General features: G+C 40.6%; 5 protein-coding genes. All 5 read right to left on the bottom strand.

Translation table 11 applies throughout. The features are described 5' to 3' along the window. Positions 1 to 65: 65 nt before the first annotated feature. Complete coding sequence (locus H5084_RS04215) at positions 66 to 3,209, bottom strand: EAL domain-containing protein (RefSeq protein ID WP_182689631.1); 3,144 nt, start codon at positions 3,207 to 3,209, stop codon at positions 66 to 68. A 3-nt stretch (positions 3,210 to 3,212) separates the two neighbouring features. Continuing rightward, positions 3,213 to 11,456, bottom strand: coding sequence for a BspA family leucine-rich repeat surface protein (locus H5084_RS04210; RefSeq protein ID WP_182689630.1), 8,244 nt, complete (start codon positions 11,454 to 11,456; stop codon positions 3,213 to 3,215). Between the two features lie 159 nt (positions 11,457 to 11,615). Further along, positions 11,616 to 12,578 (bottom strand): efflux RND transporter periplasmic adaptor subunit, encoded by a 963-nt coding sequence (locus H5084_RS04205; RefSeq protein WP_182689629.1) that lies wholly within the window; start codon positions 12,576 to 12,578, stop codon positions 11,616 to 11,618. Between the two features lie 252 nt (positions 12,579 to 12,830). Further along, the gene (locus tag H5084_RS04200) at positions 12,831 to 14,987 is read right to left on the bottom strand and encodes a peptidase M50 (protein WP_182689628.1); all 2,157 of its coding nucleotides are present in this window, start codon (positions 14,985 to 14,987) and stop codon (positions 12,831 to 12,833) included. A gap of 3 nt (positions 14,988 to 14,990) precedes the next feature. Further along, a complete protein-coding gene (locus H5084_RS04195; RefSeq protein ID WP_182689627.1) occupies positions 14,991 to 16,706 on the bottom strand; it encodes an efflux RND transporter periplasmic adaptor subunit in 1,716 nt (571 codons plus the stop codon). Positions 16,707 to 16,846 lie beyond the last annotated feature (140 nt).

Here is a 16,846-nt window from a genome sequence, read left to right as displayed (position 1 = left end):
TCAATATATACCCGTTACTAATTATAAAGCCAGCACATAATGCTGCCTATAAAATAGAGGCTTAATCAAATTCGTTCTTTAGGGATGTGATTAAGCACGCCTGCTAATAATGCATTTTCTTGAGGCATTTCAATGGTTCGGCTGTCCCACACTCTTTGACGAATATTGGCAGGGTTTGCTAACAGCGAAGTTGCTTGTTCACGTGTAAGTGGTTTACTAAACAAGTACCCCTGAATGGCATCACACTTTAAGTTTTGCAATACATGTAATTGAATATTAGATTCAACACCTTCTGCAATTACATGTAAACCGAGACGATGAACCATGGCTATAATTGCACTCACTATTGCGGCATCTTGTGCATGATCGGGAAATTCTTTTAGGAATGATTTATCAATTTTCACCGTATCAATGGGGAATAGTTTTAAGTAACTAAGCGATGAGTAACCCGTACCAAAGTCATCCAACGAAATACGCATACCAGCTTTATTCAATTCATTAAGATGCAACTCAGCCATTTTAATATTATGGATCAATGCTGATTCAGTAATTTCCATGATTACAGAATCAGGCATCAAGTCTGCTTGCTTTATGGTAGCCAAAACTTTATTCGCGAAGTCTGGTTTTCGAAACTGTACCACTGAAAAATTAATCGCCAAGGTTAGATGTTTATGCCCAATATCATGCCATACTTTTAACTGTGTACATGCTTTTTGTAGGACCCAGTTACCAATGTCATCAATTAACCCTACATGCTCTGCGATTGAAATAAATTCTTCGGGGGAGACTAAGCCCAGCTTTGGATGATACCAACGCAGTAAGACTTCAAAACTATCAATACGTCCTGTTTTTAGAGAGATAACAGGTTGGTATTCTATAGACAGTTCGTTACGTTCAATCGCGCGATGTAACTCCCCATACATATATAATTGAGACTTGGCATATTGATTTATTTCTTTGCTGTAAAATAGACAAACTTCCTTACCTAGGGTTGCTTTAGCTTCTCGTAATGCTATCCCTGCATGTGTAAGTAACAGCTCTGTATTTTCACCATCACTTGGATATACACTGGCACCGATGCGAGGATCTAAAAAGAGCTCAGTATCTTCCACTTCCACTGGCTTAAACATACAACTAAATAAACGTTGGATGATCCATGTTGCTTCTTCCTGTTTTTTCATGTCTGTGAGCAGCACAACAAATTCGCCACTATTGGTACGAGAAAGATTACACCCCATTTTTTCAATGCTATCAATCATTACTAAATCAACAGATCGTAGTGTCTTTTTTAAACGCTTGGCGACTATATTGATGACTTTATTATTCGCAGTCTTTCCGAGCGTATTTTTAATGATTTGTGAAGCATCAATATCAATGATTAAGATTGCGAACAAAGTATTTAAACGCAGGCTACGTTCAATACTTTGTTTAATACGGTCAATCAAGACTATTTGATTCGGGAAATCGCTAATGTCGTTTAAATCAAACTGATTCGTTTTTTGTGCGTAAATCAAGGCTTCTAGCTCTATTATACGATGGTGTAAATTTTGTACTGTCGTTTGTTCTGCTCGATTAAACTCTGGTACGGGCAGCATCACCAACTTAGAATCATTAATATTCAAGACTGCTGTTTCGCTACTTGTGCTTGATATTCCTTGTTTTTTTACACTGCTTGGTTCGATAGACGCAGTCATTGCTTTGCCAGCAGGCTCGATGACGGACCAACGAACCACTTGATTACGCCCCGACTTTTTAGCTGAATAAAGTGCTTTATCGGCAATATCTATAATGAACTCCGGTGTAACCCCTCCTCCTAAAACACTCGAAACACCAAAACTCGCGGTAAATGGAATGATGCCAGTCGCTTCACCCGTTTTATCATTATTAACCACTGAGCGAATACGTTCGGCAATATCTGCGGCTAGTTTTTCATCGACTCCTGGCAGCACAATACAGAACTCTTCACCACCGTAACGACAAACTAAATCGTCGCTACGTGCAGTTTCATTTAATATCTGAGCCAGTGATTTAATCACCATATCACCAGTGGTATGGCCGAAACGATCATTGATTAATTTAAAGTGATCGATATCTAGCATGATGCAACTAAGTGTCTCGTCATCTTCCATTTCACTCAATAAGGTTACAAAGCCTTCAAAGAGTGAGCGACGGTTTAGTAACCCGGTTAAAGGATCGCGTGTTGCTAACACTTGTAGTTTTTTATTTTGACGTGTTATTTCTTGTTGACTATGTTTTATTTGGTTTAGTGCACGCTCTAGCACAACATTTTTATTCTCTAATTCGGTAATATCATCAAATGTTACAACCACACCACGAATATCAGCATCGGCGGTTTGAATTGGTGCAATATTAACGGCAAAGCTAAGGTTTTCTTTTAATTGAGTGCATAATTTCAAGTTTGAAGGATCTGCTACAAAACCATCTAATAACAACTTCCAAGGCAAGCAAAAAGGTATATCGTTTTTCTCACTGTCTGTTGGGTTCCAGTCAAAATCTGATAGATTTTTACCAATTAAGCTAGCTGAAGGCTGGCCTAGTTTTTGTTCAAAAGCGGTGTTAACAAAAACAATTTTCCCATTGTTATCAAGTATCACTAAACCTTCAGCCAGTATATTTAAGGCTGAACTGACACGGTCAGGGATTACGTTACTTGGGTCTAATTCATTGAGTGCCCGTTTTAGGAATAACCAAAAAACGAGAAAACCAACAGTTAATATAAATATAATAATGGTAATGATAGAGCCGGCTTGCTCAAATATAGTAGGGTTACCATTCAGCGGTTTAAAACTAACCTCTAACGATCCCCACCGTCCTTCTTTCCCGTGAATAGGTACCAGTATATTAGCAACAGTTGAAGCACCTTTATCAGATAAATGCCAAGAGTTAAGGTGATCTCCCGCGCTAGAGATAAGTTGTTTATCGGAAGTACGTAAACCCAGTGAGTTAATGCTTGTATTCTGCTGCTGAAGCGAATGCATTAATAATGTAACTGAGCGAATATCGCCTTTCATTACATCTGCGGAAACTTGTACCGCTAATGATTCTGCAATCATTTTACGGGCATTGAATTCAGCTAATTTTGAATTTGGAATAAAGCCCAAAAAATCGGCAACGAGTAATAAACTGACCGTGAGCATACTAAGCCCAATAGCAAGACGAACAATAGGAGATATTACAGGGACTTTCATAGGTTATTTTTTAATCCTATCATCAGGTGATTGTGCTAGATTTTGATCTTCAAATAATGCATCGATATTAGCGCCTGCTGCTGCATCAGCCCCTGCGGCATCAGGTTCACTTGATTCAGCAGGGGTTAGTGCCTCACTGGCCGTCAATATCGGTAAAACATCCAGCGAACGCCATGCAGGCATTGCGGTTAAAAGGCTAGCTAACAGAGATCCCCCTCGTAATAACCAACTTACAAAAATAGCGGTACCAGTAATGCCTACGCCAGCTACTGTTCCAACACTCAGGTCTTGAATGATTTGGTTTTGTTCTGCGGAAGCATCTAAGTCTTTTTGCATTTTATCCAAGTCATCTAAAAATTCAGGGCTACGTGAGCCAATATGAGCAACCATTGTACTGAGCGGGGTTATAGTTTCTGTTTGTATACCATCATCAACCCAAATCGAGGTTAATTCCTGAAGAAATGTTTGGCTTTTCTCTTCAGCTAAGGAGGCATCATTATCGTCATTATTTGCCGGATGCCCAGAGAGCACACTCAGGAAGATACCTTCGTCCAATGGAGTGATCGTGAATTGGCTCTGCTCGCCCAATATGTCGATAGTAAGATCATCATCGTTAACTGTTCCTGTCGCAGTTTTGTTATCTACAACCTCTTCAGGAGAGTCTATATTGTCATCGGGGGTTGGCATAGGCTTAAGTAATTCAGGTTCGTTTATTAGATCATTATCAGTAACGCTGGTTTCTGTTTCTCTTGTTCCATTAATTTGTATTGTTACAGTGCTGATGGTTCCATCGATACTATTGACGTTAAAGGTTTCTGCATAAGATTCGCCCTCAATCAATTGATTAAAGGCAGATTTTGCCGTAAAAGTCCATGCACCTGAGGCATTAATGGTGAAGGTACCATATTTGCCAACAGTGGTATTTGAAGCAAAGGTATTCTCTTTATTATCAACATCGCTCGCTGTTAATTGACCAGCGGTAGAGATCGGGGCATCTGTTTCACCTACTTCTAAACGCTGACTACTTACTATCGCCGCATCATTAGTACCGTTAATCTGTATAGTAACGTTACTGGCTGTGCCATCGATACTGGCGACGCTAAAGGTTTCAGATATGTTTTCATTTTCATTCAATGCATCAAAAGCATCGTTCGCGGTGAAAGCCCAAGCACCGGACTCATTAATATTAAATGTGCCGTATGTGCCAACTAAGGTGCTAGCTTTAAACGCATTATTCTCATTATCTACATCATTAGCAGTTAATTGACCGCTGGTGGTAATAGCCGAATCAGTTTCATCAAGCACCTGACTTGCACTACTTACTGTTGCCGCATCATTAGTGCCGTTGATTTGTATAGTAACGGTGCTGGCTGTGCCATCGATACTGGCGACGCTGAAGGTTTCAGATATGTTTTCATTTTCATTCAATGCATCAAAAGCATCGTTTGCGGTGAAAGTCCAAGCGCCAGATTCAGTAATATTAAACGTGCCGTAACGACCAATCACGCTATTAGCTGTAAAAACATTATCTGCATTATCAACATCGGTGGATGTTAATGTGCCATTAATAATAATTGGGCTATTAGTTTCATTAACCATTTTTGATTCAGAGCTAACAATGGCCGCATCATTGGTTGCAACAAAGGTAATATTTGCAGTCATTTCTACTGAATCATTGCTACCATCACTACTGGTACCAATACTGCCATCATTATTACCATCATTAGCTATGACCCCCAAATTGAACTTAGTATCAATCAAAGCGTCGTTTGCTAGTGCTGTTTCGCCGGCATCGGTTAACGTGACGACACCTGTATTAGCATCGATAATGAAATAACCATTCTCATTGCTACTACTGATGCGATAAGTGATAGTGTCACCATCTAAATCGCTAGCAGTAAAACTTGCTACCACATCGCCAACCATTGCGGTATTTTCAACTTGAGTACTGCCAATGGCACTTTCAATAATTGGTACATCATTAGTGCCCGTCACCGTAATAGTGATCGTTTTCGTTTCACTAACGCCATTATCATTGTCAGTTGCAGTGTAAGTAAACGTTACTTCACGAGTTTCATTTACCGCTAAGTCATCAAAATCATCACCGGAATCAAAGATATAACGTCCCTCGATATTGAAGTTCAATTTACCTTCTGCTACATCAGCAACTAGTTGATAACTTACTACTGTTCCATCAATATCAGTCGCTTTAGGGACATTGCTATTCAATATATTATTTTCTACGACGGTCACTGCATCATCATTTGCTATTGCGATATCATTAACGCTGTTAACCGTAACATTCACCGTTGCGGTTTGGCCTTCGGCATTGGTATAGGTGAAGCTATCGGTGCCATTGAAGTTGCTGTTTGGTTTGTAGTTGATAGTGCCATCTTTGTTAATGGATACCGCGCCATTACTACCTTGCGTCACAGAAGCAACAGCTGATACGGCGGCATCAGTACCATCTGCTAAGTCAGTATCATTGCCAAGTACGTTGATAGTAATCGCCGTATCTTCATTGGTATCGGCTTTATCATTTTCAACCACGGTCAGATCATTAACGCTGTTAACCGTAACATTCACCGTTGCGGTTTGGCCTTCAGCATTGGTATAAGTAAAGCTATCGGTACCATTGAAGTTGCTGTTTGGTTTGTAGTTGATAGTACCATCTTTGTTAATGGATACCGCGCCGTTACTGCCTTGAACTACTGAAGCAACAGCTGATATCGAAGCATCTTCGCCATCGGCTGTATCATCATCATTCGCTAAAACATCAAGAGTAATCGCGGTATCTTCAACGGTCGTGACTGCATCATTGGCGACAATCGTTAAGTCATTAACCGCGGTAACCATTGGCGTATTGGAAGCGGTGCTAAACAATGGTGTAGCGTTATTATCAATAACTTTAAGGTCGATAATATCTAGCGAGCCACCAGCGTTGATCACATAGATACCCGTTTGAGTCAGTAATACATGGCCATTTTCGGTATCTAAAGCATAATGTGTGCTCGCCGTATTGAAGGTCACGCTTAATTGGTCCTTGTCCCCATGATCATCGATCATGTAGCTTCCAGCGATACTCTCATTTGCAGTTAAACCACCCGCATCTTCAACAAAGTTATTGATTGTGACATCGATTGTTGGCGTGTCATTTACTGCATCGACAGAAACACTGGCAATCACTCGCTCGCTGCTGAACGCTGTATTTCCAGCGCCATCACCTGCAGAATTAGAAGTATTCGCTTTTTCGCCATGTACACCTGATGTTTGATCCCATGCGACGTAGGTTAAAAACTCTGTACCATTCCAATCAGGGTCGGGTACGAAACGTATTTCGTCATTTTCAGCCAGTAAAAGTGATTCACTTTTTGAAACAGAACCTATTGTTACCCAACCTGATCCAATATTGTATTGCCAGTCACCATGCTCGCTTGATAAAGCACGAATCGCGATGCCTTCTAAGGCTCCGCTATCTGCATCACTAATAGAATCAGGATTAGTATTTGAACTTGCGAGTATCTCAGAAATCAAGTTGCCAACGATTATGTCTTCATCCATATCTTCGCTAATAGTGCTTAGGGTAATTCCACTATTCTGTTCTATTACTGGCGCATGGTTGTCATCATTAAGGATAGTTGCTACAGCACTGTCTTGAATACCAAATTTGATATTTTGCTCTTCCGATACCTTTTCAAAAGCGAATGAAATAGTTTTATCATCTTCAGGGGTTGTGTCATCATTAAGGGTAATGGTCTGTATTTGCACAACTGAACGAGTATAATCGTCAGCTTTAATAGTTATAGGTCCTGCGAAGGTATAATCATCGCCAGAAGTGGCTGTTCCGCCATTAATGGTAAAGGTAAACGTTTTATCCGTAGTACTAACCACATCAGACGTGACCGTATAGCTGATGGCTATCGCCCCATCACCTTCATTTGCACTGTACGTGGCTGATGTGAATTCAATAGTGACGACACTGTCGCTACCAGCATCAGTAATTGTCCAACCATAATCATCGTTCAATGATTGACGTTGATCATCAGATAGGCTGTAATTCAGCCCGCTTGCTCCAAGAGTGACGTTAGACTTCACGGTCTGTGCAGCCCAACCAATCAAGGTTGCATCATAATTCTCGATCGACAAACCTGATGAACTTAGCATGTTGCCCATATTAGTTACGTTATTGATCTTCCAACTGCCAATGTCTTGATCAAAATCACTGGCACCTTGGAACATATTTCCCATCGTCGTAACACTGGAGGTATCCCAGGCTCCTATATCCTGGTTAAAGGCAGTAGCAAACCTGAACATTTGCGCCATCGTTGAAACACTCGCGGTATTCCACCCCCCTATATCTTGATTAAAGGCAGTAGCATTTCGGAACATATTTTGCAAAGTAGTAACACTCGCGGTATCCCAGGCTCCTATATCCAGGTTAAAGTCAGTGGCCCCAAAAAATGTAGACTGCATACTAGTGACACTAGAGGTATTCCATGCACTAATATCTTGGTTAAAGTCAGAGGCAAAAGCGAACATGCCATGTATAGTGGTGACATTGGAGGTGTCCCACTCCCCTATATTTTGGTTAAATACAGCGGCAGATAAGAACATATCCCGCATATTAGTAACATTTGAAGTGTCCCAAGTACCGATATCTTGATTAAAAGATGAAGCACTACTAAACAGGCTTTGCATGTTGGTGACATTTGAAGTATTCCAATCTCCAATATCCTGGTTAAAGTTTTCAGCGCCATTAAACATGTATGCCATGTTGGTGACTTTTGACGTGCCCCATGAAATAACACCTGTATCTGAATTGGTTTGTGTACTTATATCCTGGTTAAAAGAGCTCGCACCTTCGAACATACGGGCCATAGTCGCGACACTGGAAGTATCCCACAGGCCAATATCTTGATTAAAATTTACTGACTTACTAAACATTTGGTACATTGTGGTGACACTTGAGGTATCCCAGCTACTAATATCCTGGTTGAAAGCAGTCGCACCGTAAAACATATTACTCATGTTGGTAACTTTTGTGGTGCCCCAAGATGTTTCACCAGAGGCTAGAGTAGATGTGTTGATATCCTCATTAAACAAAGAAGCACCAGCAAACATGCTTTGCATATTGGAGACATTAGATGTATTCCATGAACTAATATCTTGATTAAAAGCCTCTGCACCACTAAACATGCTTTCCATAGTGATTACTTTTGAGGTGTCCCATGACATTTGACCATTGGCTAGAGTAGATGTGTTGATATCCTGATCAAACGAGGAGGCTCCAGAGAACATGCCAGACATATTTTCGACACTAGACGTATCCCATGAACCAATATTTTGGTTAAACAATGACGCATTATTAAACATATTTAGCATATTGGTGACGTTAGAGGTATGCCATGAACCAATATCATAATTGAACGCACTAGCGCCGTTAAACATGTAAGCCATGCTATTTACGTTAACAGTTTCCCATTTACCGATATCTTGATTAAAAGAACTGGCACCTAAAAACATGCGGGCCATATTATTAACACTAGAAGTATCCCAACCACCTATATCTTGGTTAAATTCTTTTGCACTAGTGAACATTTGGTACATAGTGGTGACATTTGAAGTATCCCAGCCACTAATATTCTGGTTAAAGGCTGTAGCACCATTAAACATGTCTGACATATCAGTCACATTGGAAGTATCCCAATAACCAAGTTTAACCGTTTCTAAAGAACCGATATCTTGATTGAATGTCGTAGCTCCTGTGAACATGTTAGACATATTAGTTACATTGGAAGTATTCCAAGCACTAATATCTTGATTGAAAGCGGTTGCGCCATTAAACATTCCAGACATATTCGTCACATTAGACGTATCCCAGCCACTGAGGTCAGCATTAATACTGGTCGCGTTCTTAAACATCTCAGAAAGATCGGTTATTGCGGATAAGTCAGGGGCATCTGTCGCGTTAATAACTAAGTTATCCGCACCTTCAAAAGCATCGTCTAAATTCTGCCAAGCAATATTACCCCATTGTTCGATGCTTAATAACTTATCTGCATCACCGTTACCATTAAAGTTAATACCGGGAAAATCTCCAACGATGGCAACAGTGTAAATACCTGAATCTGTATAGGTATGACTAACCGTTTCTCCAGCTATGTACTTTGTTGACGTTTCATCTCCCCAGTAAACGGTGAAATTTGTTTTGCCAGCTCCTATTGGAATGGTAATAGACTCATCTGCACTAGTCGTTAGCCAAGTAGTGACAAAACCGTTGGCGACCGCATCTGCTTGATAATCAACGACAGTGACGGCAATATCTTGCACATCAGCCCCGCCATTATCATCATCTACCGTGACCTGTACGTCATAAATATTGTTAACACCGTCATCAGTTGGATTTTCAAAGTCAGGTGCAATTTTAAAGGTCAGCTCACCTGTTTTCTCCTCGATGCTGAAGAGGGATTCATCTGTTCCGCCTGTAATCGAGTAACTCGCTGTTGCAGCATCGTCAACGTCTGTGCTAGTGACCGTCGTGACCAGAACACTATTTTCTTCCACGCTAACGGATGCATCAGAGGTGATCTCAGGGGCGTCGTTGACAGCTGTAACTTTGATGGAAGGAATAATAGTCCCAGCACTAAAAGCAGTACTACTACTATGAGAAGATGTATCGACTCGCTCCCCTGCCTCACCAGAAGTCTGATCCCAAGCGATTAATTGTAGAGAGAATTCTGTTCCAGAAAAGTTGTCATTGGGAACAAAACGCAAACGGTCAGTGTCACGCAATAACAGTGTATTTTTAATACTTGTGCTTCCAAGATCTATCCAATCATCATCGTTAGCTGTTTCATTAGATCCTAAATAATATTGCCATGTACCATTGTTGCTTGAGCTTGCTAATATACCAATACCTTCTAGCGTATCTGCATCTACATCGGTAATCGCATCTCCAGGAGCACTCAGAATGATTTCAGAGATAAGATTACCCACATTATTGGGTTCATCTTCTTGAATACCTGAGAGTGAAAATCCACCTGTAATGCTAAACACTGGTGCATCATTAACGGCAGAGATTGTGCCACTAACGGTAGCAGTATCGGTAGCACCACTCTCGCTCCCATTACTGATAGTGTAATCAAAACTAACCGCACCATTGTAATTGTCAGCAGCAGTGAACGTAATATTGCCATCTGCATCTACGTTAACAGTACCATTGGTGACCGAAATACTTTGTGCTGTACCTATCGTTAGTGTTGTTCCATTAACCTCAGTTATGGTTGCAACATCACTATACCCTGCAAGCATGTCAGCATTTAAGTTCGCAGTCGGAGTGTCTTCATCACCATTCAGTAAATTGGCGGTATCAGCTAATAAATAACCCCATTCTTGCTGAGTGTCGGCATCAATAACCACACTGCTTTCTATTGTTCCCGATTGATATTCCAACTCCCAGTCACCACCAAGATCAGCGTGTCCTGTTAAATCATCTGATGCGGCAACATCCGCATCAGTTAATTCTGATAGCGTATGAATAAACGCAATACCTTGGGCATCGGCGGCGAGGTCACAGCCGTAAATAAGTAAGTCACCCTCTGCTGAAAAGGCATTACTCCACTGGCTAATTGCCTGTGAGTTTTGAGTTAATTCAGTTTGGCTTAGCTGACTATTACCAACCTGTACTGAACCTGATGACCCATGGGAAATTAGATGTAACGCATCTAAGTTTTCCTGACCAGCTAAAATTTCACTGACTTGTTCAATACCATTCCGGTTTGAGTCTAGAATGATCACTTCAAGAGTAACATCATCATCGGTTTGCGATTGTAAGGTATCGACTAACTGCTGATAATCCTCTACACCGGCATCAATAATGACCAGTTCGTGACGAATATCAGTTATTTGTGACGTTGACTCAATCAATAATTCGGAATGGTCATATTGATTGTTGTTTTGACTAGAATCATTGATGAAAGTGGTTTGTGACCTTGAATCAATCAATAACTCGGAATGGTTAGCATCATTAATAGCAGTATCTTGTGCGTCAATATAATCGAACTCTGCCTGCGCATCGCGTAAAATATCTTCCGTTGACATGTCATCAGGTAAATCGAGATCTCCAGCAGATAGATCTAACCCCGGTAAATCAGCTGACAGTAAAATACGCGGCTCAAGCCCTTCAATAACAGGAGAGTTATATTTACGTTTTTTAATCGATGTCGGTTTCTTCATCACAAATTTCATCGCTACTACTGCCCTAATTTTGAGGAGTAGTTAGTAATAGCAATGGCTATTAAATAAGACAGTGAATAAGGTTGATTCCCCTGAAAACCATATTTTGTAGAGCCTTTGAAACCCGTTAGTAATAAATACATTAGATTCGCAATATACCCTTCTATAGGTTTAATGATGGTCAACAAAAGAGCGCTCCTCTTCTGCGGATAGATTTTTAGAAACCGACACTTGCTCGATAGAGTGATAAGTAGATTGAGTGACGCTAGCAGTTTGAGTTTCCGTTACGTTACCTTGCGATATAAAACTAACTTTACAGCGCAGACCCGCAGGAATTTCATAATCTGGGTTATCTAATGTAAGACGAACGCCGTAAGTACCACTCGCGACATCGGCAACGCGATCAATACGGCTAACGGTTGCTTGCCATGTTTGATCGACCGCATCTGATCTTACGTCTGCTAACATTCCTTTTTCTACTTTGCCCATTTGCTCTACTGGAATAATAACTTCAACATTTAAAGGAGAGAGTTGTGCGATACGTACAATAGGTTGATCGTCAACATATTCACCTAGCGTTTTAAAGCGATCCATGATGAAACCTGTTATTGGGCTACGAATGGTATGACGATCCACGACTGCCTGAGCGCGAGCATATTCCAGTTCAGCTAGCTTTTGATTATCAAGTGCCTGATTGAGCTGTAGTTGAGTCAATTTAGTTTCAGTTTGCGTTTGATCCATCTCTTTGCTAGATACCATTGAACGTTTATACAGATCTTCAATGCGCTTGCTTTGTCGTTCGCCAAACTCTGCATTGGCACGCCTTAATTCAATTTCAGCCGTCAATGAGACACGTGTGCGAGCGAGTTCAAGTGAGGCCATATCGACTTTTGATTCAAGTACTGCAATCACGTCTCCCGCTTTAACAAAATCGCCACGGTCGACCTTCACTGATTGTAATACACCCGGAATATGGCTACCTAGTTCAGCAGTCTCACTAGGGTCGATAACACAATCTAAAAGCTCTAGCTCGTTGAATAATGGATCAGTTTCCTGCGCAGCCGCGAAGACAGGTAACCAAGTTACCTGCAGAATTAATAATAAAAATCCATGTTGAAGTCTAATGCGACTCATAAATATTCTCACATTTTTATATGATATTACGCTGTTGCTCACTGACCTTCATAAGCCATATTGAGAGCTGATATAAACAGCGGCAAAGTAACAAATAATTGAAATCTATATTTCAACCTTACGTATATTAAAAATAAAATAACTTTATTAATTCAAATAATTGTCAAAGTTATGATGCTAAACATAATCGATGTATTATTCAGCATTTGATACTAAATCGACCAATCAAACAAAATACAGAGTGCAATGCACTTAGGCCGTTAAGGGGATTAAATACCTTAAAAATAATCGTTGTAAGCCCCTCATCCATTGTCCCCATAAAGATTCTGAACCATGGTTAAAGCGCACATAAGCCCGCTCGCCAATACCCGTTACTTTTGTCCCTTCAGGTAGTGCAATATCTAATTGAAAAACATTTTCTGTGGCCGTTAAGCCTGTTTTATCTCGCATATCGACACTTATTTCACCACCACCAAGTGCACCAAGCGCGATACTAGGCAATGCTGAACCACCTGCAGGAACTTCACGTATTAATATCCCTTGAATAGAAGCAGACATTTTTCCGGGCAGTTTGACCTCAATGGAATCAGGTTTTGAATGTAATAAATCTGCATATTCTTGTTTTACTACAGCACGTACTATCGGTTGTTGATCTTGAATTACGTAACCTAATATGTTGCCTTGATTTACAAATTGACCTCTTAGCTGATGCGGATCATGCAAGATAAATCGACCTTTAACAGGGCTTATTATTTGTAATGAATCCACTTGTTTTCTAACTTTATTTAATTCTGCAGTGACGGCTTTAATGTCGTCGGCAACCATCGCACCACGAACCCGACTGTTATTTCTCTCAGATAGTTTTTTTGTGCTCAATTCTCTTAGTCGAGCTTCTAATATAGTACGTTCAGTGAGCAATGATTTATCTTTTAAAACTATCAGTAGCTCTCCTGCTTGAACCTCACTGCCAGAGTCAACCACAACTGATTCAACAAAACTATTAGAAGGGCTTAAAATCTTCCCATTATCATCAAACCAGATCACACCTTGTGCTTGGGTCGTGAGTGACACGGGGATTTGCAATAAACTACCACAAATAAGGATAGTTAAGCCTAAGGTAGATAAAGCCCGAACACGGCGAGCTTCAAGTCGCGGACTAGTGATCAGGAAATGAAGTGTTTGCAGCAATGGTTTCAATATTTGTTTAAATATCGCCCAGCTCGCTAAAATTACTCCGATAATAAAAAATTCACTGGGTAAATACAGCGCAATACCTATCAACACTAACAAACGATAAAGTGGTGATGCTAAACCATAAAAAAGGAACCAGGCTGACTCGCCATGCGCGCTGACAGGTGATTGTGAACCTTTTATTCCAAGTGCATATTTCTGAATTAAGTAGAGATAAAACTGGCTTGCACGAGAAGCTAAGTTTGGAATTTCAATAAGGTCGGATAGCACATAATAACCGTCGTAACGTAATAGTGGGTTACCGTTAAATAACAGTGTAGAGACACCACTAATAAGCATCGTATTAAATGCAATTTCATGAACAAGGCCAGGTTCGCTAAGCAGCCAAACAAATAGTCCTAATGCAGCTAAAAACAGTTCAACCAAAATACCTGCAGCAGCAACTATCGCTCGACGACGTTTATCGCGAAATGCCCATGATGCAGATGCATTAATATAAGGTACGGGCATAAATAATAGCAGTGTAATGCCGGTGTCATGTGACTCGCCTCCGCCGGCTTTGACCGCCATGCCATGACCTAACTCATGCAATATTTTAATCACAGGATAGATCAGCCAAAAAGCTAATAACTCAGAGGGACTAAGGCTTTTATCTGCAACAGCCGCTACGATGGATTGCATATTGACCACCGCTAAAAGAAGTGCAGCAACGATTGTTATCAACCAGATCCAAAGTCCTTTTACTGAAAAAATAAACCTTGCAAAGGGAGCTAAGTAATTCAATAGTCGGTCTGGGTCAAACAAGGGAATTCGAATTGCTAGTGGGTTACTTATCACTGATTTTTTTGAATTTTGTGATTGATAATAGCGGTTTAGCACCTCTTGCTTACCAACAGGAAGACCGTTACGCAAGACTTCTGCTCGTTGCAATTGCGCCAAAATATTTAATATATCTTCAATTTCAAGTAATTCATCTTTTTCGCGATTTTTATTGGCCAAGTACATGATTTCCTGCATTGAGAAATCACCATTTAATCTGCCAATCACTTCATAGGCAGTGGCATTAAATCGAGTAAATTTACCACCTGATTGATCATGCAGAAGGTACCAACGCTCTCCACGATAATCTTGTACAAGAATTTTCACATGCTTGCGCAGATAAGGGCGTAACTCCGCTACATATTGCCATAGGGATGAAGTTTGCTGTGGTTTATTCATCGATTAGAACCCTAAAGACCAAGCCCAAAGGCGTAACCGAGAAACTAGCGAATCAGTCCAAACACTTAATAAACTACCACGACCAGCAACGATCTTTGCGGTTCCCTGCATACCAGGACGCAACCCTTCGGGGGGGGCGATGATGTCCGACTCTACACGGAAATTATTACTGCCCTGCGTCACTGAGGCGATGGGAAATATCTGTGAAATGCGCAATTGAATTAATTGATCAGATAAACCTGTTAAACGTAAATTTGCATTTTGCCCCGACATCAGATTAGCAACATCATGCTCATCAACTTGTAGTGTTACACGATAATTTTTAGCCGGTATCACCTCAAAAAGTAATTGTCCTCGCTCAACCGGTGCGCCAAGCGATTGGCTCCAATCTCCACTAACTAATAAACCACTAAATGGCGCCTTTAATTGAGTATGCAGCAGTCGTTCCTCAATACTCTCTAATTGAGCATCAGTTTGTGCGATGCTAGCTTTTAGTATGCTGATTTGAGCACGGTCTCGCTGTGCTAAAGCCTGATGGTATTCTTTCGCTTGTTTGTCTCGTTCGCTAGACCACTTATCATATTCAAGTTGTAAATCTCTATCATCTAACGTTGCCAAAACTTGATTTTTTTCAACCAAGTCACCCGCTCTCACCTTAGCTGTTGCGATATAACTGCTGAAAGGAGCAACAATCGCCTGTTGCACTTTACCTTCAACCGAAGCTGGCGCAGTAATAATATGCTCCGTTTGCAACAGCGTTAAAAGCCCTATTAGAATGATACTTGTCAGCGCAATAAATTTAGTACGAAAGTACCCGGGGCCGATTAATCGATGTAGTTGCTGTTTAATATTATTCGCTGCTTTTTTCCAAAGTGGTAACGAATTATTCATATGTAAACGGATAACTGGCGCGATACTATCGGCAATAGTCATCAGTCGTTTAATCACTTCGGGATTAAAGCGATTACTCTCCTCACAAACGAGTGTTAATACACCAATCGGGCTCTCGTCATCACGTAAAATAATCGAACAAACTGCGCTATTTTGATCATTGAGTAACTGTTGGGTATGTTTATGAATAACAGAATTTTTTTGCTTTGAGAGAGCGGGGAAAATAATATTTTGATTTTGCTCGATACACTCTTCCATAGCAAATTCGACTTGTTTAATTCGCTCAATACGACGGTCAAAATGGAGTTGATGCGATACACTTAGCACTTGCACTTGTAAACCTTTAACCAAGCCGAGTTCTACTCTGGTACAGTCAAAATGATCCGCAATAAAATTACAAAAATGGTATCCATTTACCGCTAAAGGCTCATTGACAGCAAGTAATGCAAGCGCATTCAGTGCGAGTGTAGCATCGTGGTATTGTTGTGCACTTTTTCGTTCCAACATTTTTTCTAGGAAAACACTCCCCCACTGTAATAATTGCAATACAGCTTGGCACTGTTGCTCTGAACGAGCGCCAACAGCAAGAACAACAGTGCCCACCACTTGTCCTCGAAGGACAAGTGGATTAGAAATATAATCAATAAGTTGCGAACCATCATCAACTGTTTTATTGACGTCTCCTGAAGCGTTTTTAATGGTATTTATTGCAACCGTGGTCAACGTTGAAGAGAGAGAGCTAGCATTTGGCCAAAGTGCGATGACTTGCAGCTCATCTTGTTCTTCTTTTGTTAGAAATATACCTCCACATTTTACATTTGAGATCATGCTACATTGCCAGTCTAGCCAATGTGAGGTCTCATTTTCGAACGCAGTTGTCGTTGCAAGTTTAGTCAATCTATTTTCTCTACATTATCTAAAATTATTAAAATATAATTACTCTTACCCACTTACTTCCTAGAAGGGAA

Origin of the sequence: Psychromonas sp. SR45-3, assembly GCF_014163575.1 — a bacterium.
Lineage (GTDB): Bacteria > Pseudomonadota > Gammaproteobacteria > Enterobacterales > Psychromonadaceae > Psychromonas > Psychromonas arctica.
Note: the sequence above shows the minus strand (reverse complement) of the source record. Positions and strands in the feature narration are given on the sequence as shown.